This is a genomic window from Neoaquamicrobium sediminum (assembly GCF_013240295.1).
Taxonomy (GTDB): domain Bacteria; phylum Pseudomonadota; class Alphaproteobacteria; order Rhizobiales; family Rhizobiaceae; genus Aerobium; species Aerobium sediminum.
Genome location: NZ_JABETK010000002.1, coordinates 1,831,139 through 1,856,370, shown reverse-complemented (window position 1 = coordinate 1,856,370; position 25,232 = coordinate 1,831,139). Strand labels below are relative to the sequence as shown.

Genomic DNA, 25,232 nt, shown 5'->3' with positions numbered 1-25,232 from the left:
GCCGAGGCCGGGAAAAGCGTTGGTTCACATTCGACTTAAATGAGCCCGAAAAGCCTAACGCGGGATTCATAATCGTTACTTAAGCATTATGGCGTGCTTAGCCATTTTTTAAAACCACCGGGTTAGGCTCAGCGTGATTAGGTCCTAGAGTTTGCGTTAGAGAGTACGATGACCGATCTGGTTAGACCGCGGGTCAAATATGTGATTGGGCCGGATGGCAGCCCGCTTACCATTGCGGATTTGCCGCCCACCAATACAAGGCGCTGGGTCATCCGACGCAAGGCCGAAGTTGTTGCCGCGGTTCGCGGCGGCCTGCTCAGCCTCGAGGAGGCGTGCCAGCGCTATAAGCTGACCGTGGAGGAATTTCTCTCCTGGCAGGCTTCGATCGACGAATATGGCCTCGCCGGCCTTCGCACGACACGCATCCAGCAATATCGACATTAGTTTTCGCTCACGGGCCGCATCGCTCGCTTTGCTCGCTGGCCCACCGCCAGGGCCTCGCGTCAGCTCCGACGCCCGGTCGGGCTTGCGGCCTGCGGCCGACTGGTTGGATCGCTGGCGCTCCGCGAGGGCGCCGGACGACGGGCGACCCGCTGTGGCCAGCACGCGAGCAGATTCTCGCTCACGCGACTTTTCAGTGCATCCAGCGAATAGCGCTCACCCTGCCGCCGTCAGCCCGGCCAGGGGAGCTTAGCGACCGCCGAGCTGGACCCATTGGCCGCGTGACCCGCGGCACGGCTTGTCACGGCAAAAAGCGCGCTTCGACAATTTTATTCGACAAGCTCGGGGTAGCCTCAAAGGACGTACCCCGCCGACACACAGCCGTGCTGCTGAATGGAGGTTTGGATAGCCTGCGCTAAGCTCGGGCTGCGGGATGTGCCAGCCGTGCCCTTGAGGGAGGAAACGTTAGCAGGTGTTCCCAGCGCCAACCTTAAGCCACGGGGTGGCAACAGGCGCTTTCATCTCGGGCAAGGCAGGGAGTGAAAGGGAGGGGTGCACAATATAACGTCAGCCCTGTCCGTTTCCGAGCGGCGCTGAAGCGCGCCGGCTGCATTCGATGGTCGTGCCGCCCAGCGGGCGGGGACGACCTAGCCGATCATCGCACTGCGACCGCCGCTGTCTACGTCTCGACCGCGTCCGTCGCGGGATTCCAGCATCTCGGCCTTGGAAAGCTCGGCCTCGGCTTCATTCAGTGCCGACTCGGCGGCTTCGCGCTGCTGCTGGAGGTCAGCCTGCGAATTCTTGAGATTGTCGCGGCGCTGCCGTGCCGCCTTGGCGAAGGTCGGATAGGCGAAATGACCTGTATCGGTGATCCCCGCCTTCTTTTCTTCCGCCACGATCTGCAAATCCAGCTCAGTCGCCATACGATCGAACTCGGCAATCATCATGTCGAGCTGCAAGAGCTGCTTGCGCTTCTCGTTGACCTGAAACTGCTTGAGCCGCACCAGGTTCTCACGTGACTTCATCACTCGCTACTCCCGAAACGCATACTACGCACCGTCAAACGCGGCGCCTGTCTCCCGCTACGCGCCCCGTCCGTCACTATCGGGGCAATCTGGAAACAAATTACTAACCCTGCGCTCTTGGTAACCATTCGTTTACGCGCATTGTTAATCATAGCGCAGAGGACTTAAGGGCGGGTAAAGATGCTCAACCGAGGGTCGAGCCGACAAAATGACTCATATTGAGTCACTTGCCGGAATTTGCTCAACCATCACATGAGCTCACGGCTCATGGGATTAACATTTAGATTCAAGAAGGTACGGGCAGTAGCTGAAAAGGGTTAATATCGCTTGCCATGCGGAATCATATTTTGTTAACCATTGCGTGGCAGGTTCCGATTCAGAAAATCACTGTTCCGGTGCCGGAAGCATGCCGAACCCGGTCTGGCGGCGGGAAAGGGGACATTAATGCGCGTTCTGCTCATTGAAGACGATAGTGCGACCGCACAAAGCATCGAGCTGATGCTCAAATCGGAGAGCTTCAACGTCTATACGACCGATCTCGGCGAAGAAGGCGTGGATCTGGGCAAGCTCTACGACTACGATATCATCCTGCTGGATCTCAATCTGCCCGACATGTCGGGTTACGAGGTGCTGCGGACGCTGCGGCTTTCCAAGGTCAAGACACCGATCCTGATCCTCTCCGGCATGGCCGGCATTGAGGACAAGGTGCGCGGCCTCGGTTTCGGAGCCGACGACTACATGACCAAGCCGTTCCATAAGGACGAGCTGGTTGCGCGCATCCATGCCATCGTACGCCGCTCGAAAGGGCATGCGCAGTCGGTCATCAACACCGGCGATCTCCTGGTCAATCTCGACGCGAAGACGGTCGAGGTCGGCGGTCAGCGCGTGCACCTGACCGGCAAGGAATACCAGATGCTGGAGCTGCTCTCGCTGCGCAAGGGCACGACGCTCACCAAGGAAATGTTCCTGAACCACCTTTATGGTGGCATGGACGAGCCGGAACTGAAAATCATCGACGTTTTCATCTGCAAGCTGCGCAAGAAGCTCGATGCCGCATCCGGCGGGCAGAACTACATCGAGACGGTCTGGGGCCGCGGCTATGTGCTGCGTGAGCCAGAGGAAATCCGCGAAAGCGCGTAAAGCGACTAGCGCTTCACAGAATCTCAGGGCCGTCGACGTCGTCAGCGGCCCTGTTTCATTGGGCTGTTCGCTACGCTGCGACCTGCATCTCGCGGAAACGCTCGAGGAGCTGCGGGCGATTGAATGGCTTCAGGATATAGCCTTTTGCACCGGCCCGCTTGGCACGCATGATCGTACCGACGTCGAATTCGGTCATGCAGATGACGATATACGGGGTGTAGAGTTCACTGATCGACATTGCCTGGCGAATGAACTCGTCAGTCATCATGTCGGGGAGGCTTGAATCCACCACGATGATGTCGGGCATGTCGCTTGCGCAGATGGCCAGTGCTTCCACGGCCAGCCCAGCCTCAGTCACGGTCATCTCCGGACCGCTCAGGATACGCTTTGCGACCTTCCTGATGACGCTCGAGTCATCGACGATCATGCAGCGCTTCATAGTCCACCCCTTTCATGCACACCGACTTGCATTGCGGGCAGACTAGGGGCTTTCGGTAAAAATCACCGTAATTGCCTAGCTAAAAATGCGTTAAACGCTGCGCATACAGGCTTAGTGCAAAATCGGCCGTAACCGCCTCGCACGCAAGCCCGGCAAACCTGTCTCCATGTGAGCTGGAAGCAGCTCTCAGGCTGCCGTCAGCACGATCTCTTCGGGGCTGGCCCGCATGGAAATCGTCATGCTCGCCTCATGCGCCAGAAGCAGGGTGTAATAGGGTTGAACGGCATGCGCATCGATCGGCTCGTCCGACTTGACGCCCGAATGGAGTTCCAGGAAACGGGCCGGTACGCGCACCATCGGTCCGTTGGCCGTCAGCGTGAAGCGCGGCGCGGTATCCAGATCGTGAAGCTGAACCGTCAGCTTGCCGCCGCGCGGAATTGCGGCGTTGGCGACCAGTATCAGGTTGAGCAGCAACTTAACCTTGTTCTTGGGCAGGAGCGCGCGGGCACCCTGCCACTCGAATTCAGGTTTCTCGTTGGCGAGGAAGGCGGTCGCCACGCTCTCCGCGTCGCCAGTGTCGATCTGCATGCCCGCTGAGCCAGCCGCGCCGAAGGCGATGCGGGCAAACTGCAGCCGCGCCGAGGCGTTGCGCGCGCTGGTGCGGATGAGGCGCATGGCGTCTTCGTCGGCGCCGCCTTCATCGAGCAGTTCGAGGCCGTTGTTGATCGCGCCCACAGGGGAGATGATGTCGTGACAGACCCTGCTGCAGAGAAGGGCCGCGAGATCCGGTGCGGAAAGGGTCAAAATATCGGCCATGCGGAAAGCGTCCCTGTCGTCTGTCTTTCGGTTCATACAAAACACCAGCGTTGCGCCGTGCGCCGCTGGCGAATCACCCCTTCAATTGCCGGATATTGGTTACACAAGGAAGGCAGCGCGACAAGGAAACCCGAACGACCACCGCTGGCAAGTCGCTCCAATACGCTTCGGTAAAGCAACGGTTTACGCGTTTCGGCGGCCGGCAGGCCAATGGTTAATGATTGGATAAGGTTTCGGTCATAGTTTGAATGATATTGGCGTGTCGATGCGGTCCCGAAGGTCCGCATGCGCCGCGACGCGGTGGGGCAGTTCGATACGGAGATAGAAGGCATGTTCTGCAGGCTCTTTCCTCGAAACGTGATCAGCGTGGTAGCTGCGATGCTGTTTGCCGTGGCTGCCGCGACATCGACGGCGCTGCCGGCCCGGGCTGCGGCCGGTGAGGCCTATACGGCCCAGGAGGTGCTCGATTCCGGGCACCAGTTCTTCGGCACCACATCCGGCGGGCTCGCCTCGGTGGTCGAACAGATCTTTTCATCCTACGGCATGCCGAATGGCTACATCCTCGGTGAGGAAGGCTCCGGCGCGCTGATCGGCGGCCTGACGTTTGGCGAAGGCACCCTTTACACCAAGAACGTGGGTGACCATTCCGTCTTCTGGCAGGGCCCTTCGCTGGGATGGGATTTCGGCGGGCAGGGCTCGCGCACGATGATCCTGGTCTACAACCTCGACAGCATTCCTGCGCTTTATCGCCGCTATGCCGGCGTTGCGGGTTCTGCCTATGTGGTGGCGGGGCTCGGGTTCACCGTGCTCAAGAACGGCCCGGTCCTGCTGGTGCCGGTGCGTACCGGCGTAGGCGCAAGGCTCGGGCTGAACGTCGGCTATCTGAAGCTGACGCAGTCGCCGACCTGGAATCCCTTCTGAGCGTGCGCCCGCTCATTTAACCTTACCGTGCGCAACGGCGCGCACGGCACTGGATTCCTGCTGTCCCGCCGTGGCACATAGAGCCTGGGTTCCGCGCGCCGCGCGGCGTGGATTGGACGAAACGCAGTGATCCAGACGACGCTCTTCTTCATTCTCGGTTTCCTGTGCGCGGCATTCCTCGCGCTGATGGTGGCACCAGCCATCTGGCGACGGGCGGTCGCCTTGACGCGCAAGCGCATCGAGGCGTCTGTGCCGCTGACCATGGATGAGATCCAGGCCGACAAGGACAGGCTGCGGGCAGAATTCGCGATGTCGACGCGGCGGCTCGAAATGAGCCTCAAATCGTTTCGCGAGAAGGCGTCGGAACAGATCGTCGAGATCAATAGAAATCGTGACGAGCTGAAGCGTATCGCCGAGGAGCGCGACGAGAAGAACGCCGCCGTCACCCAGATGGAAACACGCGCTGCGGAACTGCGCACAGAGCTGCGTCAGCGCGAGGAGCAACTCCAGCGGCTTACCGATCGGCTCGGCGAGCACGAACGTATGCTGGGTGAACGGGCGATCGAGCTAGAAAAGCTCGGTCGCATGTATGACGAGGCAAGCTTCAGCGCGTCGAGCCGCCAGATCGAGATCGTGGCGCAGGAATCGAAGCTGGAAAAGCTCACCGACGATGTCGCGACGCTGCGCAACGAACGCAAGGAAGCCGACAGGCGGGTTCGCGAGGTCGTTGCCGAGCACAAGGCAGCGCGCGATGCGCTGCGCGAGGAGCAGAAGAAACATGCCGCGCTTGAAAAGAAGGTGGAACGCCTGACGACCACGCTTTCTGACCGGGACGACAAGCTGGAGCGGCGCGAGCGGGAACTGGCGAGGCTGCGTGACCAGGTCAAGGGCGGCGGCGCGACCGAGCACGACCTTCAGCAGGCACTGGCCGAAGAACAGGAACAACGCGCTAAGCTCGAGGCGGAAGTGGCGGAGCTGACGGTGCGGCTCTCGACACTGGTTGCCGGTGCAACCGGCGGTGATGTCGAGAAGGCGACGGCAAAACTGGAAAGCGACCGGAAGCGGCTGGAAGAGCGGCTGACCGTGCTGACACGCGAGAACAAGAAGCTGCGGGCTTCGCTCGACAGCGTGGAGCGCGCCAGTTCCGACGGCTGGGACGAAGAGCGGCGCGAGAGCGCGGTGCTGCGCGAGCAGATCAACGATCTGGCGGCCGAGGTGGTCAACCTGACGGCGATGCTGGATGAGCCGGATTCGCCGATACACAAGGCGCTGGCGGCCGACACGGGCGAGAGCAGGAGCGGCATGCCGAGCCTCGCAGAGCGCATTCGTGCGCTTCAGAAAGCCGCAGCCACGCCACGCTGACGGTTATCTCTACTGGTCCCGCCACAGCCGGTGGAGCGCGACGGCCGAGGCGGCGGCGACGTTGAGGCTGTCGAAGTCTTGTGACATCGCAATGCGCACCGTTTCCATGCGCGCCATCAGGGCAGGCGGCAGGCCGGCGCCTTCGGTGCCGAGATAAAGCGCCGTACGGCCTTCGCGGTTCACGGTATCGACGGCGCGACTGCCGGATGGGGACAGTGCGAACTGGCGAAAGCCGTGGCGGGCAAGCATGTCGACCAGCGCTGCCTCGCCGGATATCCGGGTAAAAGGCACCTTGAGCGCTGCGCCCACGGAAACACGGATCGCCTTGCGGTATAGCGGATCGCAGCAGCTCGGATCGAGCAGCACCGCATCTGCCTCGAAAGCCGCGGCGTTGCGGAAGATTGCGCCCATATTGTCGTGGTTGGAAATGCCGACAAGTGCGACGACCAACGCATCGGCGGGCAGGCCGGCGAGCATCTCCCCGGGGTCGTCTTCGGCGCGACAACGGCCCAGCGCCAGCACGCCGCGGTGGATATGGAAGCCCGCGACCGCATCCATGACGGATTGCGATGCGACATAGACCGGCATGTCTGCGGGCGCGCGCGTCAGTGTTTCAGCCATTCCGAGAAGGCGCTGTTCCAGGATCAGCGCCGATTCGACCGCGAAGCGGCGGGCGGAAAACAGCACGTTCAGGACAACCTTGCCCTCGGCGATGAAACGGCCCTCCCGGCCGACAAGGTCGCGCTCGCGGATGGCGTGGTAGGCGGCAATGCGCGGGTCGTCGGGGCTTTCGATGCGAATCGCCGTTGCCGGGTCGTAGCCGCCTTGCGTCACGCGGCGTCTCCCGTGCCCCTGGCGTAGCGCTTCAGGCGCTCTTCCAGAGTGCCGGTGTGCAGCTCGAACATGTGGTTGTCGTCGTCGTAGAAATAGATCGACCGACCTTCGCCCGCGACCCTCGGCCGGCTCTCGCGCATCTCCAGACCCAGGCCTGTCACGCGAGCGAGGCAGGCATCGTAGTCGGGATCGTCGATCTTGAAGGCGACATGATTGTACGTGCGCGAAGGTAGCGCATCGCCCTCCATCGTTGCGATCCACACGGCGTTGTGGCCGTCGCCGACCAGAAAGAAGCGTTCACGGGACAGGGAGAAGGTATCGTCGCCGGAATCGTAAACCTTGCGGGCACCGAGCACGGACGACAGGATTGTTTCCATGCGGTCAAGATCGCGGACGATAAAGGTGATGTGGCTGAGGCCTTGCGCCAAAGTGGCTCTCCCGGATTCGCGAGCGGATACCGGCAGAGGTAAACTCGGGTCGGCGCAGTGGCAATCCTACTCGGCTGCGGCCCTTGCGCCGAAAATGCCGTCGAGCGTCACCAGCACCTCGCGCACCTTTGCCGAGGAGCAGGAATAGAAGATCATCTGCCGCTCGCGACGGGTCTCCACGAGGCCCATGGCGCGAAGCTTTGCCAGATGTTGCGACAGCGCAGACTGGCTCAAGTCCACTTTTTCCGCAATTTCACCGACTGACATTTCGCCGCTCAGGAGGTGGCACATGATCGCCAGCCTTTTTCCGTTGCCGATGGCAGACAGAAACTCGGCAACCATGTCGGCGTTGTCGACAAGCTGATCAGAAACCATCGTATCCCCGTTGCCGCATCTTTCGAAGACGTTGTGGGGGCAACAACATCGAACGAAAGGCAGGTTGTAAATCGGCCCAGTTATTACCTGCCTGCAACCTAACGTATAGCGCAAACTTCCAAGATAACAAGCGTTTATGAGACAGTTTCATCATTGCGCACCGCTTGCTTCAAACTGGACCAATTGCCGATAGCGCCTGGCGAGCCTCGACAGCCATGGCGACAAGTGTCTTGTGCATATCGTGGGCGTCGACGAGAGGTTTTTGAAAAAAAATCCGCATCGTGCGGTCGCCAGAGGCAAGATCGAAGCCATCGGCGTCGATACCCGTCATGATCCAGTCGCCGGGCTCTCGCACCTTGCCGAAATGGATCGCGTAGCGGCCGATCGCGTCGCCATGGTCCTCGTTCATATGTTTGACCGCGCCCGGCTCGGCCGCCGCGATCGCGTCGAGAGATGACCCGGTGATCATCAGGTCATCGACGGTCAGCGCATAAGCCTTGCCAAACCCGCCGTTGAGGCTGGCGCGCTGTGGAACGAGGCGGAAGAAGGCGAAGTCGCCCAGCCCAGCATAAAGCTTCGATTTCGGATTGTGCGCGAGGAAACGCCACTCAATACGTCCGTGTCGCGGGTCGTCTTTCGCGATCTTCTCCGCTTTGCAGGCAATGGTGATGCGCGGATGGGCGAGCGGGTCGCCCTTGCCGGGCTCGCCCAACATCAGCGAGCAGCGCGGATCGGCAACAATGCCGCCAGTGTGGGCGGAAAGAGCCGAGATCAGGATGATGGGGGCGCCGTCATGGTCGGTTGCAACCGCGACCCGGCTGGCCATCGGTGCCCCCGTTTCAGGATCGAGTACCGCAAGCGCGCCATAGCGTGAGGACCGCAACAGCGTGCGCGCGAGGCGAATCGCCTCATCGTCGGTTTCGCGCAGGACGTCCTTCTTCTTTTCTGACAACGGATCGCTTCCAATAAGTTGACTGTGAAAGTCTTATTATCGGCCGACGATACCCTCGCTGGCAAGATGCTCCGCTTCCGATTCGTCGATGCCGAACGCCCGGAGCGTGGCTGCGCTGTCACGGAGGGCCTGCGGCGAAACGGTCGTGATGGTCCGGGAAAAGCGGGGTGCCGGGGCAGGGCGCGTGAGGCCGTCGGTCTCGACATGCGTGCGGCGCGCCCTGTTGTGCGGATGGGCCGGCGCTTCACCAAGCGAGAGCACCGGCGCGACACAGGCGTCGGTCGGCTCGAACAGCGCTGCCCAGTCGTCGCGTGGACGCTCGGCAATCCGTGATGCGATCGCAGCCCGCATGTCCGGCCATAGCGACTGGTCGTATTGCGCGCGCGCGAAGCGCTCGTCCAGCGGCAGCAGGCGGCAGAACTCGGCGAAGAACTGCGGCTCCAGGCAGGCGACGGCGACATGGCGGCCGTCGGCGCAGGTGTAGGTGTCGTAGAAGGGCGTACCCGAATCGAGGAGGTTCACGCCGCGCCGGTCCTGCCAGATGCCGGCCGCCATGAAGGCGAAGAAGGGCGCCGCCAGCATGGACGCGCCATCGATCATCGCGGCGTCTACCACCTGCCCCTTGCCCGAGCGCGAGGCTTCGAGCAGGGCGGCAAGCACGCCCATGATGAGGAACATCGTGCCGCCGCCATAGTCCGCTGCCAGGTTAAGCGGTGGCACGGGCTTGCCGTCCTTCGGACCGATCGTATGCAGCACGCCTGACAGCGCCAGATAGGTCAGGTCATGTCCGGCGCGCGCAGCGAGCGGGCCGTCCTGGCCGAACCCGGTCATCCGCCCATAGACCAGACGCGGGTTTGCGGCGAGCAGCGGTTCAGGGCCGAGCCCCAGCCGCTCCATGACGCCGGGGCGAAAGCCTTCAAGGATCGCATCGGCGCCGGCTGCCAGTCGCATAATCAGCGCGGTGCCTTCGGCACGCTTCAGGTCGATGCGGATGATCTCGCGGCCGTGCCTGTCGAGGTCGTATTGCGGCGGCAGGTTGAGGAAGGCTTGCTCCTTGGCCAGCCGCTCGACGCGCACAACGCGCGCCCCAAGCTCGGCCAGCATCAGGCCGGCGTGAGGCACAGGCCCCAGCCCCGCCATTTCGATGACGGTGAAGCCGGTCAATGGGCCGGTCTTGCGGGCTGCCCCCTCCATCGCCGCCGGTTCCGCGCTTATTTAGGCGCCATGCGGATCGCGCCGTCGAGGCGGATCACCTCACCGTTGAGCATCTGGTTTTCGACGATGTGGCTGGCAAGCGCGCCATATTCCGCAGGGTCGCCGAGACGGGAAGGGAAGGGCACCTGCTGGCCGAGCGACTTCTGCGCATCCTCCGGCAGACCGGCGAGCATCGGCGTACGGAAGATGCCGGGCGCTATCGTCATGACACGGATGCCGGAGCGGGCAAGGTCGCGGGCAATCGGCAGCGTCATGCCGACAACGCCGCCCTTTGAGGACGAATAGGCTGCCTGGCCGATCTGGCCGTCATAGGCTGCGACCGAAGCGGTGTTGACGATGACGCCGCGCTCGCCGCCCTCCAGCGGTTCGGCCTGCTCGACGCGAGCGGCGAAGAGCCGGATCATATTGAAAGTGCCGATGAGATTGACCTCGATAACCTTGCGGTAGAGGTCGAGCGGGTGGGCGCCGTCCTTGCCCGTGGTCTTCATGGCGATGGCGATGCCGGCGCAATTGACCAGGATCCGCGGCGTGCCGAGCTTGTCTGCGACCTCGGCGATGGCGGCTTCCGCTGCCTCGGCCCTGGAGACGTCGCACTTGACCGCGATGCCGCCGAGTTCGGCGGCCACAGCCTCGGCGCGCTCGATGCCGATGTCGAACAGCGCGACCTTCGCGCCCTTCGCGGCAAGCGCACGTGCCGTCGCCTCGCCGAGACCGGAGCCGCCGCCGGTGACGATCGCGACCTGACCTGATGGGTTCATGGAAATTCCTCCGCAAATATTGTTATGAAATAGAACAATTTGACACCATCTTAGCGGTGCCCTGCCGGGCGATGCAAGATGCGAGCATGGCCCTTTCACCGGTGTTCCGGAACGCGCAAGCGGTCGGTCGCGGCAGGCGTGCCGCCGCGACCGGGTATCGCTAGCTACTGCGCATCGCGACCAGTTCGAGCGGCATGCCGTGCTCGTTGCTGATGCGTCTGCCGGTCTCCACGAAGCCGATATGGCGGTAGAAGCCGATGGCGCTTGTGTTGAGGGTGAACACTTCCAGCGACAACTCACCCTTCAGCGACAATGCGTACTCGACAAGGTGCCGACCTGCGCCTGTTCCATGGCGAGCAGGATCGACGAACAATCCGCCGATGAAGGTGTCCAGAAGGCCGATGAAGCCGATGGGCTCGTCGGCAAGCGTGGCAACCCAGTTTTCAGCCTTGGGCAGGTAGGCTTCACCGACAAGCTTGGCCTGTTCGCGAAGCTGATCGGCGGTGAAGAAGGGATGCCCCTTCAGAGATGCGGCATGCCAGATGGCAAGCAGCCGCTGCCTGTCGTCCGGACCATAGGCCCGGATGCGTAGTTTTTCGGTCATGTAAGATATTCCGTCAGTAAGGCGCCTGCGGCGCACAACGTGTCATTCGGCCCTTGGGCCGTTCACTCCCGCGGGGAAAACCGGTGATGACGTCGCTGCGCATAAGGCTCCTTGTGCTGACGGTCGACCTGATAGCCGCCCGGCCGACGGGATGCAATCCCGCTGGTCAGGCCGCGTCGGCGGCGATGAGACTGTCGGGGGCGGGTTGGTATGGCCGCCGGACGTTTCAAGGTCGTTGAGGAACGTGGCCAGCCACCGCTGCGTGTCCTGATGAAGGATATGATCGAGAAGCGCCTTGTGGCGAGCCTTTCGCTCCTCCAGCGGCATCACAAGCGCCTGGTGTATCGCTTCGGCCATCGTGTCCGTGTCGTAGGGATTGACGATCAGCGCTTCCGTCATGTCCTCGGCGGCACCCGCAAATTGCGAAAGAACCAGCACGCCGGGGTCTTCGTCATCCTGCGCGGCGACGAATTCCTTGGCGACGAGGTTCATTCCGTCGCGCAATGGCGTCACCAGGCCAACGTGGCTGGCGCGGAAGAGGGCTGCCAGCGTCTCACGCGGGACGGGGCGGTGAATGTAGCGCAGCGGCGTCCAGTTGAAGTCCGAGAAGCGGCCGTTGATCGAGCCCGTCAGGCCCTCCAGCTCGTCGCGTATGTCTGAATAGGCATTGACGTCCTCGCGTGTGGGCGGCGCGACCTGCAGGAAGGTCACCTGCTTTTCCAGCTCGGGATGCTGCGCCAGCAGCTTGCCGAAAGCCTGGAAGCGGTCGGGCAGGCCCTTGGAGTAGTCGAGCCTGTCGACGCCGATGATCTGCTTGCGTCCGAGCTTTTCGCGGCGCGCGCTGTCGATGCGCACGTCGTCGGGCGCATTACGGGCCATATCCCGGAAGCTCTCGACGTCGATGCCGATCGGGTAGCGGTCGATGGCGATGGTGCGGCCCTTGTAGCGGATCGTGCGCTCGTCGAGCACTTCGCCCACGCCCCATTCCTCCAGATAGTGGCGGAAGTTTATCGTGTCCGCTGTCGTCTGGAAGCCGAGCACGTCGTAGTCGAGCAGCGCCTCTACGAGATAGCGGTGGTTCGGGGAGGCGGCCAGCAGGTCCGGCGGCGGGAATGGAATGTGCAGGAAGAAGCCCATGCGCTGGCGGCAGCCGAGGCGGCGCAGGCAGTTGGCCATCGGAATGAAGTGATAATCATGAACCCAGATCAGGTCGTCGTCCTGCAGGTAGGGGGCGATCAGCCCGGCAAAGTTGGCATTGACCCGCTGATAGGCGTCGAAATAGGGCGCGTGGAAGTCGACGAGGTCGAGCCGGTAGTGAAACAGCGGCCACAGGACGCTGTTCGCGTAGCCCACATAGTAGTTCATGTAGTCTTCGACCGTCATCGCGGCCGAGATCATGCGCACATTGCCGACCTGCTCGACGGTTGCCTCGCGGGGCTGGGTCTGCAGCGTCTCGCCGTCCCAGCCGAACCAGACGCCGCCGCGCTGGCGCAGCGCATCGGCAAGGCCCACCGCGAGCCCGCCCGACTGGCTGGTCTTGCGCAGGTCGGCCACGCGGTTTGAAAGAATCACCAGTCTGCTCATGTCACGTTCCCCATGGTCCTGGCCGGGCGGATACCGGGTCTGGTTCCGCGAGCCTGATTGCCTCCCGTCACTTCGTCTTCCTCCATTGTCTTTGCCAGTGCTGCCCTTTCGGCAGCGCGCACCAGCCAGCGATGAAACGCGCCGATGCTCTTGAAGCTGTGACGAGCAGCCGTCGGGCCGGGCCCGATCTTCACCGATTGCCCGCTGAGCTCGTTGACGCGGCGAAAGCCGTCCTCGTCGGTGACGTCGTCGCCGAAGAACCAGGGCGTACGTCCCACGAAGGGCGGCCGTTCCATGAAATAGGAAACCGCGTCGGCCTTGTTGCGGCCGCCCAAGCGAAGCTCGGCGACCATCTTGCCGCGCAGGATTTCCACGCCTGGCTCTGCCTGTGCGCAGTCATCGGCGAAGCTTTCTACTGCCTCGCCCAGCTCTGGCGCCTGACGATAATGGATCGCCACGGAGCCTGCCTTCGTCTCGACCAGCAGGGCAGGATGGTGGGCCGCAAAGGCGCGCGCCGATGCGACGAGCCGATTCAGCGCTGCGCTATCAAAGCCGTGGCGCTGCACGTCAGTGTCGCCGTGGCGGACTTCGAGGCCGTGGACGCCCGCGACTGGCAGGCGCAGCGGTGCAAGGAAGCTGTCGAGTTCGGAAACGGGCCTGCCGGATACGACGGCCAGCGCGCCGTCAAGCGCATCGTGAAGCAGGTCGAGTGCATCGCGGATGTCCGCGCGGAGGATCACCGCGTCAGGGCGATCGGCGATGTCGACGAGCGTGCCGTCGAAATCGAGGAACACGGCGGTACTGTAGGGGTCGAGTTCGTTGTCTTCAGGCATCGTTCGCGGACTAGAAATTCCACCAGGCACCGCAGCCGACCGGGGTCGGGCCCACCCGGGCTTTGCTGGTGCGTTTATGTTCTTGCGCCGAGCGGTCCTCGACGATGGTCACGCATGAAGCGTCCTCGCCCTCCCGCAGCAGCGTGCGCGAGACCGAATCCTGAATCTTGCGTGCAAGCCGCTTCGCAGCGCTGCCGCTGCCGCTGCCGGACGGCAGTGAAATCTTGAGATCCACGGTGCGCTGACGCGCGTTCAGCGCTGTCTTGCGGCGGAGGATGTTCTTGTTTGACGGGCCTGTGCCGAGCATCGTTGCCTCCTGGCTTTGCCAAGGTGAACGTCTCGCGCCTTCGACGGTTCCCGTTATGTGCCTCGAACGGGCCAAACACGAGATCGCAATGCAGCATAACCTTGCTGCGTTGCAAAATCCACCCTCGTGAGGATTTTCTTCCTGTGGCTGTGGGTAAAGCTTACCGGCGCAGCACGGCGCGCAACACGTCGCGGATGCCGATTGCGCCGACGAAGCGCGAGCTTTCGTCGAAGAGAGCGACGGGCGCGGTCTGCGACTGGTGCATAGCCTGCATGACCGCCTTGAGCGGGGTGCCGGGCTTGGCCCAATAGACCTGGTGGGCGTCTTCAGGCAGCGCTTCGAAAGGATCGCACGATGTCCATATCGCCGGCCGGCCGTTTCTTTCCGCGCCGGTGACGAGCCCGTTGGCATCGAGCTGGAAGCGCGTCGTCTTGCGGCGGTCGAGCCATACCCAGTCCTCGCCGGCATCGGAAAGATCGCGCCGGTCGCGCATGACGTTCCATGCCGTCAGGACGGAAAGCGGGTTCACGTTGGAGATGAAGTCGCGGACGTAGTCGTTGGCTGGCGACAGCACGATCTCTTCCGGCGCGCCGGTCTGGACGATATGGCCGCCTTCCATGATGGTGATGCGATTGCCGATCTTCAGCGCTTCCTCAAGGTCGTGGCTGACGAAGATGATGGTCTTGTGGAGGCGCTCCTGCAGTGCCAGCAACTCGTCCTGAAGCTTGGTCCGGATCAGCGGATCAAGCGCCGAGAAGGGTTCGTCCATCAGCAGGATCGGCGCTTCGGTGGCGAAAGCGCGCGCCAGCCCGACGCGCTGCTGCATGCCACCGGACAGCTCGTGCGCATATTTTGTCTGCCCATTGCGACAGGCCGACCAGCTCAAGCTGCGCGGCCACGCGCTCCTTGCGCTGCGCGGCGGGCACGCCTGACAACTCCAGCCCGAAGCCAACATTCTCGCGCACGGTGCGCCAGGGTAACAGCGCGAATTGCTGGAACACCATGGCAACACATTCGCGACGGATCTTGCGCAGTTCGGCGGGTGGGCAAGAGACGACGTCGGCCGCCCAGTCGCCGTCGTGCACGATTACCTCGCCGCGTGTGACCTTGTTCAAGCCGTTGACCGCACGCAGCAGCGTGGACTTTCCGGAGCCTGAAAGTCCCATGAGAACGGAAATCTCGCCTTGCTCGACGGCGAGGCTCGCGCCTGCGCAGCCCAGCACCGCGCCGGTTGCGTCGAGGATCTCGGCGCGGGAGGCGCCCGCGTCGATCATCTTCAACGCGGCCTGCTGCTCCTTGCCGAAGACGATGTCGACATTCTTGAACTCGACGGCGACGCTCATTTGCCGGTGCCCTGTTCGATGCGCGTCATGCGGTCGAGAATGATCGCGATGATGACGATGGCGAGTCCTGCCTCGATACCCTGCGGAATATTCAGCGTGTTCAGCGCGCGCACCACCGGCGTGCCTAGGCCGGACGCGCCGATCAGCGCGGCGATCACGACCATGGATAGCGAAAGCATGATGCACTGGGTGAGGCCCGCCATGATGGTCGGCAGGGCGGCCGGAAGCTCCACCTTCCACAAAAGCTGCCGCTTCGTCGCCCCGAATGCCTCGCCGGCCTCCAGCATCGGCGTCGGCACGGAGGTGATGCCTAGATAGGTGAGGCGGATCGGGGCGGGGCTGGCGAAGATGACGGTGACGATAAGGCCCGGCGCCATGCCGAGACCGAAGAGGATCAGCACCGGAATGAGATAGACGAAGGTCGGCAAAGTCTGCATCAGGTCGAGGATCGGCTGCAGGACGCGATAGACGCGTTCGTTATGCGCTGCCCAGATGCCGATCGGCACGCCGATCGCCATCGACGCAGAGGCCGCGGCGATGACGAGTACCAGCGTTTCCACGGTGGCTTCCCACAAGCCCTGATTGATGATGAAGAGCAACCCGAGCGCCACGCCGAGCGCCAGCTTCCAGGATCGTTGCAGGAGATAGGCGAGGCCAGCCATGGCCAGCACGATCGCGAAGGGCGGCACCGCCAGAAGCAGGTCGACAAAAAAGTCGAGGACAGTGGTTATGCCCCTCGCCAGAGAATCGAAGAACCAGGCGAAATTGGTGGTCAGGAAGTCGAAGAAATCCCGACCCCATTTACCGATCTCGATCTTGCGATCGCGGTCGGCGATCCAGTCGGAGATAGGATCCATCATGTCCCCCGGTCGATTGCCAAATGGCCGGGGCGGCCCGCGTCCTCCGCGCGCCGCCCTCGATCTTTATCGTTGTCGATTACAGGCCGAGATCGGCTTTCACAGCAGCAAGACCATCTTCGCCACCGAGCGTGGTGACGCCGGCGAGCCATGCATCGAGCACCTGCGGATTGGCCTTGAGCCAGTCTTCGGCAGCGTCCTCGGCATCTTCGCCGTCATTGAGGATCGCGCCCATGATCTCGTTTTCCATCTGGAGCGAAAAGACCATGTTGGTCAGAAGCTTGCCGAGGTTCGGGCACTCTTCGGTGTAGCCCTGCCGCACATTGGTGTGAACCGTCGCGCCGCCATAGTTGGGGCCGAACACGTCATCGCCGCCTTCGAGATAGGCCATCTCGATATTGGCGTTCATGGGATGCGGCTCCCAGCCGAGGAAGACGACGGGCTCCTTGGCGTTCACCGAGCGCTGCACCTGGCTCAGCATGCCGGCTTCCGAGCTTTCGACAACCTCGAAGCCGTCGAGACCGAACTGGCCGGCCTCGATCATGTCGATGATCAGGCGGTTGCCGTCATTGCCGGGCTCGATGCCGTAGATCTTGCCGCCGAGCTCGTCCTTGAACTTGGCGATGTCGGCGAAGGATTTGAGGCCGGCATCGTAGGCGTATTTCGGTACAGCCAGCGTGTATTTCGCGCCTTCGAGGTTGGTGACGATCGTTTCGACCGAGCCGTCCTCGCGGTAGGGCGCGATGTCGGCTTCCATGGTCGGCATCCAGTTGCCGAGGAAAACGTCGATGTCCTTGTTCTTGAGGGAGGCGTAGGTGACCGGTACCGACAGGACCTGCGTTTCTGCGTCATAGCCCAGCGCGTCGAGGACGACCGAGGCGGTGGCTGTGGTGGCGGTGATGTCGGTCCAGCCGACGTCGGAGAAGGTGACGGTCTCGCAGCTTTCCGGATCGGCGGCAAAAGCGCTGCCTGTGCCCAGCGCGGCCGAAAAGGCCAGAGAAATAATAATAGTCCTGCGATGCGACATGAAAACGTCTCCCAATGTTGGATGGCCTGGCGGTTCGCCATGCTTTAGATGATTGTCATGAGCCAAACATCATTTGTTGCCGGTTTCAAGGTTAACGGCGCAACGGTACGCGTCGCGGGGTTGCCTGAGCGCGACAAGCCCGCGTCGTTTCCAGGGTATGCGCAAAAATGGTGGAAGGTGCAAAGCCCTACCTCCCAACATCTGCCGTGTTGGGGTTAATAGGCTGATGGCGAAGCTTTATTTCCACTACGCGACGATGAATGCCGGCAAGACGACCATGCTGCTGCAGGCTTCGTACAACTACCGCGAACGCGGCATGACGACGATGCTGTTCGTGGCCGGCCACTATCGCCGGGACGACGCTGCCGGCTACATTTCCTCGCGCATCGGCCTCGAAGCGGACGCGGAGATGTTCCGCGACGGCGACGACCTATACGAGCGCATTCGCGACCACCACGATCACACGACGACGCACTGCGTTTTCGTCGACGAGGCGCAGTTCCTTGAAGAGGAACAGGTGTGGCAGCTTGCGCGGGTGGCGGATCGGTTGGGCATTCCCGTGATGTGCTACGGGCTGCGGACCGATTTCCAGGGCAAGCTGTTTTCCGGCTCGCGGGCGCTGTTGGCCATTGCCGACGAGCTGCGCGAGGTGCGCACGATCTGCCGTTGCGGACGCAAGGCGACGATGGTGGTGCGGCTCGGCGCCGACGGCAAGGTGGCCAAGCAGGGCGCGCAGGTGGCGATTGGCAAGGATGTCTACGTCTCCCTGTGCCGCCGGCACTGGGAAGAAGAAATGGGGCGTATGCCACCGGAAGACCTGATCGGGTTCGCCGGCGAGTGAAAGCTGGGCAGGGCGCCTGTCTGCCGCAGCGTGATTTCCGGCAGCACTTTGTCTTTCAATCGCAATGGCGCCCACATATATTCCGCGAAGTCATTTTTACAAAGTTATCGATTAGCTGGAGCGGAGCGCATGGCGACATTGCAGAATTTCGACGCCGAGATTGCCAAGACGAAACGGGTGGTCGAGGACATGCGCTCGAAGATCGAGCAGTCCGGTGTCGTGCTGGAGAAGTTTGCGCAGACCGACCAGAAGATCGGAGCCAGCGACTTCGATATCGAGAACGCTCGCATTCAGGACGTGCTCAACCAGCAGAAGGTGATGGAAGGCAACATCGCCGACCTCATCATCGGGCTGGAGGATGCCACCAACGTCTTCGGCGCCGAGTTCGAGAGCATGAAGAGCTATACGGGCTGGGAGAGCTTCATCGGCATCTTCTCCAACCAGCGCAAGCAGCGCATGCGCACCGAGCGCGTGCGCAACATGTCGCTGGCGGGCAATCTGCAGGAGCTGCTGGCGAAGTCCGATACGATCGTCGGCATCCTGACCGAGCAGAAGAACATTCTAGACCAGCGCTACGCGACCTCCGAAAAGAGCCTCGGCGAGGTGATCGAGCGCCGCAAGGCGACGATCGACAACCTGACGGGAACCCAAAAGCGCATCGAGGAACTCAACCCGGCGCTGCTCGACGTGGAAAACCGGATCGCGGCCTCGACCAGCCAGACGGAACGTACCGAGCTGGAAGCCGAACGCTCGAAGCTGGCCACCGAATACAATCAGGCGCAGGCCAAGGAGCAGGAACTGCTGGCCGAGAGCCAGACGCTCGAACGCTACACCTCGATGTTCCAGACCTTCGTCGATTCGCTCAACAACCAGATCGCGGCGCAGAATACGCTCATCAACAAGCTGACCATCGACACCGAGCAGCGCATCGTTCTCTACAAGGCGCTGGAGGATTCGCTGAAGACCGCGGCGCAGCAGGAAGTTGCGCACCGCATCAATACGCTCGGCAGCCAGGTCGACAACACTGCCGAGGAGACGATGGCGGGCATCGGCGCCGCCGCACAGCGTCACATCGGCGATCTGCTCGAATTGCACGAGAAGAACATGGTCACCACAGCCGACATCCAGCGCCGCAAGAAGCTTGCCGATGACGCGTTCGCCCGGCGCTTCGACGACGTGCTGAAGAAGCACAACTCGGCCGACTACGTGAAGCAATAGCGCAACTTCTGCGAGCCTTGAGCCCTATGTTGCCCCCTCTGTCCTGCCGGACACCTCCCCCACGAGGGGGGGGGAGATCAGCCGGCCGCGATACAACCGCTCACCCTCCAACGCTGGCGATTGGCGAAGTCATATACGAAAGCCGATCTCCCCCTTGTGGGGAGATGTCCGGCAGGACAGAGGGGGCGCGAAGGAACGCCATCCCGCAAAAGGATGGGCATGACGACCACCGACGCCGCAGTGCGCTATTTCGACACCATTTCCGCGGCACTCGGCGGGCTGGACGTGTTCCTGCGTGACGAGCGCTCGCCGCTATACCGGCACGACCTCGTGGCCAAGGTGATGGCCGAATATCTTGTGCGGCTGGAAAATTCCTTCGCGTGCTGGAAGAACCGTCTCGGCTTCATGGATTCGTTCCGCATCTCGCGCGCCGAAAGCGGCTATCCCGTTTTCCAGAACGTGCTGGAACTTGAGAACGACCGGCGCAGTGCCGAGAAGCGGCTGGCGGGGATTCCGGAACCCGAGGTGTTGCGCGCCGAGATGGCCGATTTCATCCTGCGGCAACGTGCGATGCCGCACGCGTTGCGCAAATCGATGGCCGAGCGGCTTTATCTGGAGGAGGTTTCCGAGGGGCTGATCTTTGCGCCCTTCGTCCTGCCGCGTACGGTGAAGGTGTCTGTGAACCCCAAGACGCGACGGCCGATCTACGTCGTTCATTGGGGTGCGTTCGACGGCACGGCCAACCTGCCACTGGTCTACATGGCGACATTGGAGGATTCCTCCGACAACGTTGTCCGCGAACTGGTTTCCCGGGACGGCAAGCTCGACGAGAACGTCAAGATTCCGCTGCCGGTCGAGGGGCTGCTCAACCCGGAACTCGCGCATCGCTTCGACGACTTTGCCGAGAAGAACTCAGCCTATTCGCTTTCGCCGGCCACCATTGCCGGCAATCTCGACAAGGATTTCGACGCGCTGCATCCCAAGCAGCTACGCCGCGTCGTGCTGGGGCCGTTCTATTCCGCCGGCATCACCGAGCACAATTCGGTGGTTGCGGAGGTTCTGTCAAAGGTGCGCCGCGAGCAGAACGCGTGGCTTTTGACCTGGACGGTGCAGGAAGTGTTTTCCAAGTCCGAGCAACCGGCGCGCAAGGGGCTGTTTTCCAGCCAGCCGGCGCGCGAGGAATTCCATATCAACACCGACGATCTCGAGGCGACCCGGCAGGGCGTTTCGAGCTACGAGCGCCACGCGCTGATCCCGCACGAGGCCTATCAGGCGCTCTACGCTGCCGGCGAGGCTCAGAAGATCTTCGGCGGCTATCAGGTGCACATCATCTCCAATGGGCAGGTGATCAGCGATGTTTAGGGGAGCCTGACCATGGACACCGGCCTGACCGCCATATCCGAAGCCGACATCGAGAAGCACCGCGCGATGGCGCAGAGCTTCATCACCCGCGTGGTGGTGCTGGAGGATTCGTCCGGCCGCTCGCAGACCGAGCTTGCAGGCACCGGGCGGCGCTTCGTGTCGACGGTTTCGACCGGCTCGGTAAGGCGCACCCGCGAGGTGGAGCTGGCGAAAACCGTGCAGGCGGTGCGGCCCGACGACCAGCTCATGTCGATCCCGCAGCATACGCTGCTCTACCGCGCCCGGCGGGGGCTGAGCATCGCCATGGCGGTGGCCGACGTGTTCGCGAAATCGACGGCACTTGAGGATTTGCAGGCGAAGAACGCACGCTCGCCGCTCGAGGGCGAGGACGTTTCCCACTACAAGCGGCTGCTTTCGGCGGCAGCCTATGTCGCGGCCTTCACCTTTGCCTCCTACCTGCTGCAGACCGTCGAGAGCGACGCCGAGGCGCCCAGCGACGTGGCGGAGCCAGATTATGCGTTCGACACGCAGCAGGACGCACTGAAGGCGCTGATCGCAGGGCTCGATGGCGCGCTTGCCGGCGCCAAGGACGATCACGACCTGCCGGCCCGCACGCGCGCCTTCGCCACAGCCGCCATTGAGGGCCTATTGTCGCGGCGCAGCCGCTTCGATGCGCTGGGTGCGTTCGACGACGCGCATATCCGCATCGAGAAGGACGATTTCACCATCGATGGTTTTGACGTCGCGCCCGGCCGCAAGGCCAAGGCGCTGGTGATGACCTTCAAGAAGCCGGACGAAGTGGTGGGCAACCACGTCGCCAAGTACCAGTCGGTCAAGCTCGCCAAGATGCTGATGGCCTACGATCTCGACCGGCAGCTCAATCCGTTCGTGGAACTGGGCGGCTTCATCTTCACCTTCATCGGCGACGGCGCGCCGGGCACCGGCAAGACGACGCTAATCCAGATGATCGCCGGCCTCGTCAACGACTACGCCCAGGTGGCGGGCGTGCCCTTCCACTACGAGAATTTCGGCGTCGACCAGATTTCGTCCTACCAGGGCAAGTCGGGGCAGAACTGCCGGCAATTTGTCAACAACGTGCTCAACCCGCGCGCCATCGCGTTCGGAACCATCGACGACATTGATCAGGTGGCGGCCAAGCGCTCGGACGACCGCGCCTCGGCCGGCCAGCACGAGATCACCGGCGTGCTGATGGACGCCTTCGCCGGCGCCGGCACGGTGGTGCGCGGCAATTGCTCCTTCGGCATGTTCTCGAACTATCCGGAGAACGTCGACGATGCGCTGCGCCAGCGCGCCAGCGCGCGCTGGCTGGTCGACGGGCCGCAGACCCGCGACGACTATATCGACATCTTTGCGCTCCTGGCCGGCAAGAACCACAAGATCCCGCTGGGCGACCACACGCTTTATGCAGCGCAGGAGATCAAGCGCGCCGTGCAGACGGCCTATGACGCGCATTCCAAGCCGCAGGAGGCCGGGCTGCAAAAGGTCTACGACCGCTTCATGGACGAGCGAGGCGAGCCGAAGACGCTGGCCGACGTTGGCGATTATCTCCACCGGATCAAGGAGGCGGAGCCGCGCTTCACCGGCCGGGCGATCAAGAACGTCACCGACGCGATCAAGATGCGCGCCATGGACATCGAGCTGCCCGACGAATGGTTCGAAAAGCCCGAGACCTTCATGGGCAAAGGCTACGAGGAGAAGAAGGCCATGGTGGAGGACCTACGGCGTCCGTTCACGATGGACATGGTGATGCAGGAGATCAATCGCTACGCCGATTCCGAATTCCGCTACGCCGACAAGTCAGACGACGCGGCGGTGGAGACGCTTCTGCGCGACGCGCGCCTGCGCGAGCGGGCGGCGCGGGAGATGGCCGAATTGCAAAAGAAGGGCCTTTGGAATGCGTGAGTGGTTCCTGATCTCCGTGAACGGGGAGAAGGGATAATGGACCTTCTGCGCGACAACGAGCTGATCTATGGCAGGCTGCTTGTCATCGAGGAGCCGCATCTGATCGAGCGCTACAACAAGGCGCTGAAGGCTTTCGGGCTGAAGCCGACAGAGCGCGAGCGGATCGAGATCGACCGCACGGGTTTCTCGCCGCAGGTGGCCGAGGACCTCGGCGACATCAACTATCTCGATCCGAACCAGATCAACCGGCGCTTCATCATCCTGACCCCGCAGCAGGCCGACCTGCCGGTGGTGCACACGGCATTCTCAAACACCTCGCAGCTCCTCTACGAGTTCCTGACCGCCAATGCCCGCGTCATCAACGCGCTGACGATCAAGGACGTGATCTACGGCGAGATCGAGGATTCGGTCGCCAAGGTCGAGGACATCGAGGACCTGCTGTCGATCAACCAGGTGGAATTCCGCGTGCTGTCGGCGGAGGACGTGACCGGCAAGGCCACCGAACTTGCGACGCTCGTCGACAGGTTGAAACAGGAGCCGGAGGCCTGGCGCGACACGGCGATGCTGGAGCACATGGTCGATCTCGCCAAGGTGACGGGCGACATCCGCCAGAACGCCCTGGTGCCGGACCAGGTGATTTTCCGCCACAACGCCTACTGGACCAGCCATTTCGGCGGGCTCTACGTCTTCGTCGATCCGGGCATGACAACGGTCATCAGCGACCCTGCCGCACCTGGCTTCCGGCGCTCGCGACCGTGGCAGGTAAGCTACCTTTCCCTGCACGACACCGAGCGCATATTCGACTTCCTTGTTTCCACGGGACGGATCGAGCTGCCACGGGCTTCGTGGATCGACGAGTCGAACTATCTCGAACATCGCGCCGAGATGATCGTGCGCACGCTGATTCATCAGTCAGATCCCAAGCGCGAATTGTCGAGTGTCGACCGCGTTTGGCTGCAGAGCTGGATTCACGGCCATGCCGATCTCATCAACCGCGAGGGTACTTTCCCCTTCCTCAACGCGGCGAAGCGGGAGCTCGCTCAGCTTGGCCAGATGAAGATGGCCGACGTGCGGCCCGAGCGCCGTTTCCTTGTGGTCAGGGCAAAGCCCGACCATCCCGACGCCTGGCTCACGAGCCGGCTGATTTCGGATTTCGTGCCGTTCGACTTCGTGTCGCGCTACGTGTTCAACAAGCAGGGCTTCTATCGCGATTATGAGGGTTTCGACGCGGTCTGGCGGCGCCATGTTGTCGAGACGCTGAAAGATACGTATCTGAAAGACAAGGCGGGTTTCCGCGCGCGGCTTTACGGGCTCCACGACTGAGGGGGAACCATGTTCGATCCGATTGTCAATTTCTTCACCCGCGTCTTTCAGGCGATCGGCCGTGGCATCGGCCTGGTGATCGCGTGGATCTGCTGGCCCTTTGTCGCTGCCAGCCGCTGGTATGCGCGGCGCGGCTGGCTCATCAAGGGCCCCATCGGCATCGGTCTTCTCGTGCTGATCGGCCTCTATGGCTATTTCTTCTGGAATACGCAGCGCTGGACGGGCTTCGATCCCGACTATGTCCAGGCCTACAACCTTGCCAGCCGCAACCTATCGGCGGGCGAGCAGGTTTCGGCCGCCGATGGGGGCGACACGACGCGCACCTGCGGCCGCTCGGCGATCGCCGACGTGACGGCCGACCTCGTTGAGTTCAACGTCAACGAGAATGCCTGGATCTCGTCGATGATCCTCTACAAGCTTGGCCTGTTCGGCATGGACTGGGACCATACGCCATGGCTCGACAACAAGGCTTCGTTCCAGCGCGGGGTGAACCAGGCGATACGCCGCACCTCGATCGAGCTCGTCGACACGCTCGGCCGCATCCGCGGCACATCGCAGATCGACCAGAATCTGCAGGATGCCCGCGGCAACCTGCAGTTCGACGAATACACCTGGTATTTCGGCCTCAATCCGTTCGGCCCGAAAACGCCGACGCCCAGCTTCTACCGTTCGGCGATCCGCGACCTGAATACGTTCAACGACAGGCTTGAAGCCTGCAACGCGGTGTTCGACGCGCGCGCCGACAACCTGATCCAGTTCATCGACCGCATCGCCAACGACATCGGGTCGACCTCGGCGATCCTGCGGGAGCGTTCCGAAGCCTACAATTACGGCTGGTTCGACACGCGGGCTGACGATCGGTTCTGGTTCGCCTATGGTCAGCTCTACGGCTATTACGGCATTCTCCACGCTGCCGGGGCCGACTTCGAGGACGTCATCCGCCAGCGTGCGATCCTCCCGCTGTGGCAACAGACGGAGCAGCAGCTCCGCGCCGCGCTGAATATCCGGCCGTTCATCATCTCCAACGGCAACGAGGCGGGCTGGATCATGCCGACGCATCTGGCGACCATGGGCTTTTACGTGCTGCGGGTACGGTCCAATCTGGTCGAGGTGCGGCAGGTGCTGGATCGGTAGGAGAGCGGGGCAGTAGGGGACTAGGGCAGTAAGGCAGTATGCTAAATTGCAGGAACTGGTTGGGACAGCAAGCACGCCGCCCACCGCTTCGTGTTCCCTACTTCCTTACTGCCCTAGTCCCCTACTGCCCTATCCCGCCTGTCGCATTTCGCGCATTGGGCGGCTGTTTT

The 25,232-nt window shown here is 62.5% G+C and carries 25 protein-coding genes and 1 pseudogene; 10 read left to right on the top strand and 16 right to left on the bottom strand.

Translation table 11 applies throughout. The annotated features are described in order from the left end of the window. Window positions 1–168: 168 nt before the first annotated feature. Window positions 169–444: a CtrA inhibitor SciP gene (gene sciP, locus HK436_RS20955; RefSeq protein WP_148916391.1), complete on the top strand. Its 276-nt coding sequence runs from the start codon at window positions 169–171 to the stop codon at window positions 442–444. Between the two features lie 644 nt (window positions 445–1,088). Here the strand turns inward: sciP and HK436_RS20950 are convergent. Beyond that, entirely contained in the window at window positions 1,089–1,466 is a 378-nt protein-coding gene (locus tag HK436_RS20950) for a flagellar export protein FliJ (protein WP_173193700.1), read from the bottom strand. Window positions 1,467–1,910: 444 nt separating this feature from the next. On the opposite strand from HK436_RS20950, the gene ctrA reads away from it, so the two are divergent. Continuing rightward, window positions 1,911–2,606 (top strand): response regulator transcription factor CtrA, encoded by a 696-nt coding sequence (ctrA, locus tag HK436_RS20945; RefSeq protein WP_173192847.1) that lies wholly within the window; start codon window positions 1,911–1,913, stop codon window positions 2,604–2,606. Between the two features lie 70 nt (window positions 2,607–2,676). Here the strand turns inward: ctrA and HK436_RS20940 are convergent, their stop codons facing one another. Next, a complete protein-coding gene (locus tag HK436_RS20940) occupies window positions 2,677–3,045 on the bottom strand; it encodes a response regulator (protein ID WP_173192845.1) in 369 nt (122 codons plus the stop codon). Window positions 3,046–3,231: 186 nt separating this feature from the next. After that, the gene (chpT, locus tag HK436_RS20935; protein ID WP_173193698.1) at window positions 3,232–3,861 is read right to left on the bottom strand and encodes a histidine phosphotransferase ChpT; all 630 of its coding nucleotides are present in this window, start codon (window positions 3,859–3,861) and stop codon (window positions 3,232–3,234) included. A 330-nt stretch (window positions 3,862–4,191) separates the two neighbouring features. Here chpT and HK436_RS20930 point away from each other — a divergent pair, with 330 nt between their 5' ends. Continuing rightward, the gene (locus tag HK436_RS20930; protein WP_173193696.1) at window positions 4,192–4,782 is read left to right on the top strand and encodes a DUF1134 domain-containing protein; all 591 of its coding nucleotides are present in this window, start codon (window positions 4,192–4,194) and stop codon (window positions 4,780–4,782) included. A gap of 126 nt (window positions 4,783–4,908) precedes the next feature. Continuing rightward, window positions 4,909–6,144: a coiled-coil domain-containing protein gene (locus HK436_RS20925; RefSeq protein WP_173192843.1), complete on the top strand. Its 1,236-nt coding sequence runs from the start codon at window positions 4,909–4,911 to the stop codon at window positions 6,142–6,144. Between the two features lie 9 nt (window positions 6,145–6,153). On the opposite strand, the gene HK436_RS20920 is transcribed toward HK436_RS20925, so the two are convergent. The 13 genes and pseudogenes from HK436_RS20920 to HK436_RS20860 all read right to left on the bottom strand — a co-directional run bounded on the left by HK436_RS20920 (window position 6,154) and on the right by HK436_RS20860 (window position 17,261). Continuing rightward, on the bottom strand, window positions 6,154–6,978 hold the full coding sequence (locus HK436_RS20920; RefSeq protein ID WP_312860650.1) for a TrmH family RNA methyltransferase: 825 nt from the start codon (window positions 6,976–6,978) through the stop codon (window positions 6,154–6,156). Then, window positions 6,975–7,406 (bottom strand): FosX/FosE/FosI family fosfomycin resistance hydrolase, encoded by a 432-nt coding sequence (gene fosX, locus HK436_RS20915; protein ID WP_173192842.1) that lies wholly within the window; start codon window positions 7,404–7,406, stop codon window positions 6,975–6,977. Before fosX ends, HK436_RS20920 begins: the two co-directional genes overlap by 4 nt. Before the next feature lie 66 nt (window positions 7,407–7,472). Next, complete coding sequence (locus HK436_RS20910; protein WP_173192840.1) at window positions 7,473–7,781, bottom strand: ArsR/SmtB family transcription factor; 309 nt, start codon at window positions 7,779–7,781, stop codon at window positions 7,473–7,475. A gap of 169 nt (window positions 7,782–7,950) precedes the next feature. Then, window positions 7,951–8,733, bottom strand: coding sequence for a HugZ family pyridoxamine 5'-phosphate oxidase (locus HK436_RS20905; RefSeq protein ID WP_173192838.1), 783 nt, complete (start codon window positions 8,731–8,733; stop codon window positions 7,951–7,953). A gap of 36 nt (window positions 8,734–8,769) precedes the next feature. After that, window positions 8,770–9,927: a CaiB/BaiF CoA transferase family protein gene (locus HK436_RS20900; protein ID WP_173192836.1), complete on the bottom strand. Its 1,158-nt coding sequence runs from the start codon at window positions 9,925–9,927 to the stop codon at window positions 8,770–8,772. A 17-nt stretch (window positions 9,928–9,944) separates the two neighbouring features. Further along, window positions 9,945–10,706 (bottom strand): 3-hydroxyacyl-CoA dehydrogenase, encoded by a 762-nt coding sequence (locus HK436_RS20895; protein WP_173192834.1) that lies wholly within the window; start codon window positions 10,704–10,706, stop codon window positions 9,945–9,947. Window positions 10,707–10,866: 160 nt separating this feature from the next. Next, a complete protein-coding gene (locus tag HK436_RS20890; RefSeq protein ID WP_173192832.1) occupies window positions 10,867–11,310 on the bottom strand; it encodes a GNAT family N-acetyltransferase in 444 nt (147 codons plus the stop codon). A gap of 42 nt (window positions 11,311–11,352) precedes the next feature. Then, complete coding sequence (otsA, locus tag HK436_RS20885) at window positions 11,353–12,894, bottom strand: alpha,alpha-trehalose-phosphate synthase (UDP-forming) (RefSeq protein WP_173192830.1); 1,542 nt, start codon at window positions 12,892–12,894, stop codon at window positions 11,353–11,355. After that, window positions 12,891–13,727 carry a trehalose-phosphatase gene (otsB, locus tag HK436_RS20880; protein ID WP_173192828.1) on the bottom strand — a complete coding sequence of 279 codons (837 nt, stop codon included), beginning with the start codon at window positions 13,725–13,727 and terminating at the stop codon, window positions 12,891–12,893. The genes otsA and otsB overlap by 4 nt, the downstream gene beginning before the upstream one ends. A 10-nt stretch (window positions 13,728–13,737) precedes the next feature. Beyond that, window positions 13,738–14,034, bottom strand: a complete 297-nt coding sequence (locus tag HK436_RS20875; RefSeq protein WP_173192819.1) for a hypothetical protein — start codon at window positions 14,032–14,034, stop codon at window positions 13,738–13,740. Window positions 14,035–14,194: 160 nt separating this feature from the next. Further along, window positions 14,195–15,377: pseudogene (choV, locus tag HK436_RS20870) on the bottom strand (choline ABC transporter ATP-binding protein). Further along, a complete protein-coding gene (choW, locus tag HK436_RS20865; RefSeq protein ID WP_173193692.1) occupies window positions 15,374–16,234 on the bottom strand; it encodes a choline ABC transporter permease subunit in 861 nt (286 codons plus the stop codon). Before choW ends, choV begins: the two are co-directional and overlap by 4 nt. A gap of 79 nt (window positions 16,235–16,313) precedes the next feature. Beyond that, on the bottom strand, window positions 16,314–17,261 hold the full coding sequence (locus HK436_RS20860; protein ID WP_173192817.1) for a choline ABC transporter substrate-binding protein: 948 nt from the start codon (window positions 17,259–17,261) through the stop codon (window positions 16,314–16,316). A 226-nt stretch (window positions 17,262–17,487) separates the two neighbouring features. Between HK436_RS20860 and HK436_RS20855 the strand changes: the two genes are divergently transcribed. From HK436_RS20855 to HK436_RS20830, 6 genes are all read left to right on the top strand, one after another. After that, a complete protein-coding gene (locus HK436_RS20855) occupies window positions 17,488–18,102 on the top strand; it encodes a thymidine kinase (RefSeq protein ID WP_173192816.1) in 615 nt (204 codons plus the stop codon). Window positions 18,103–18,231: 129 nt separating this feature from the next. Then, window positions 18,232–19,320 (top strand): hypothetical protein, encoded by a 1,089-nt coding sequence (locus HK436_RS20850; protein ID WP_173192814.1) that lies wholly within the window; start codon window positions 18,232–18,234, stop codon window positions 19,318–19,320. A 219-nt stretch (window positions 19,321–19,539) separates the two neighbouring features. Beyond that, window positions 19,540–20,682 (top strand): hypothetical protein, encoded by a 1,143-nt coding sequence (locus HK436_RS20845; protein ID WP_173192812.1) that lies wholly within the window; start codon window positions 19,540–19,542, stop codon window positions 20,680–20,682. Between the two features lie 12 nt (window positions 20,683–20,694). Then, window positions 20,695–22,605 carry an AAA family ATPase gene (locus HK436_RS20840; protein ID WP_173192810.1) on the top strand — a complete coding sequence of 637 codons (1,911 nt, stop codon included), beginning with the start codon at window positions 20,695–20,697 and terminating at the stop codon, window positions 22,603–22,605. A 36-nt stretch (window positions 22,606–22,641) separates the two neighbouring features. After that, a complete protein-coding gene (locus HK436_RS20835; protein WP_173192808.1) occupies window positions 22,642–23,928 on the top strand; it encodes a DUF6638 family protein in 1,287 nt (428 codons plus the stop codon). A gap of 9 nt (window positions 23,929–23,937) precedes the next feature. After that, the gene (locus tag HK436_RS20830; RefSeq protein ID WP_173192806.1) at window positions 23,938–25,062 is read left to right on the top strand and encodes a DUF2333 family protein; all 1,125 of its coding nucleotides are present in this window, start codon (window positions 23,938–23,940) and stop codon (window positions 25,060–25,062) included. Window positions 25,063–25,232 lie beyond the last annotated feature (170 nt).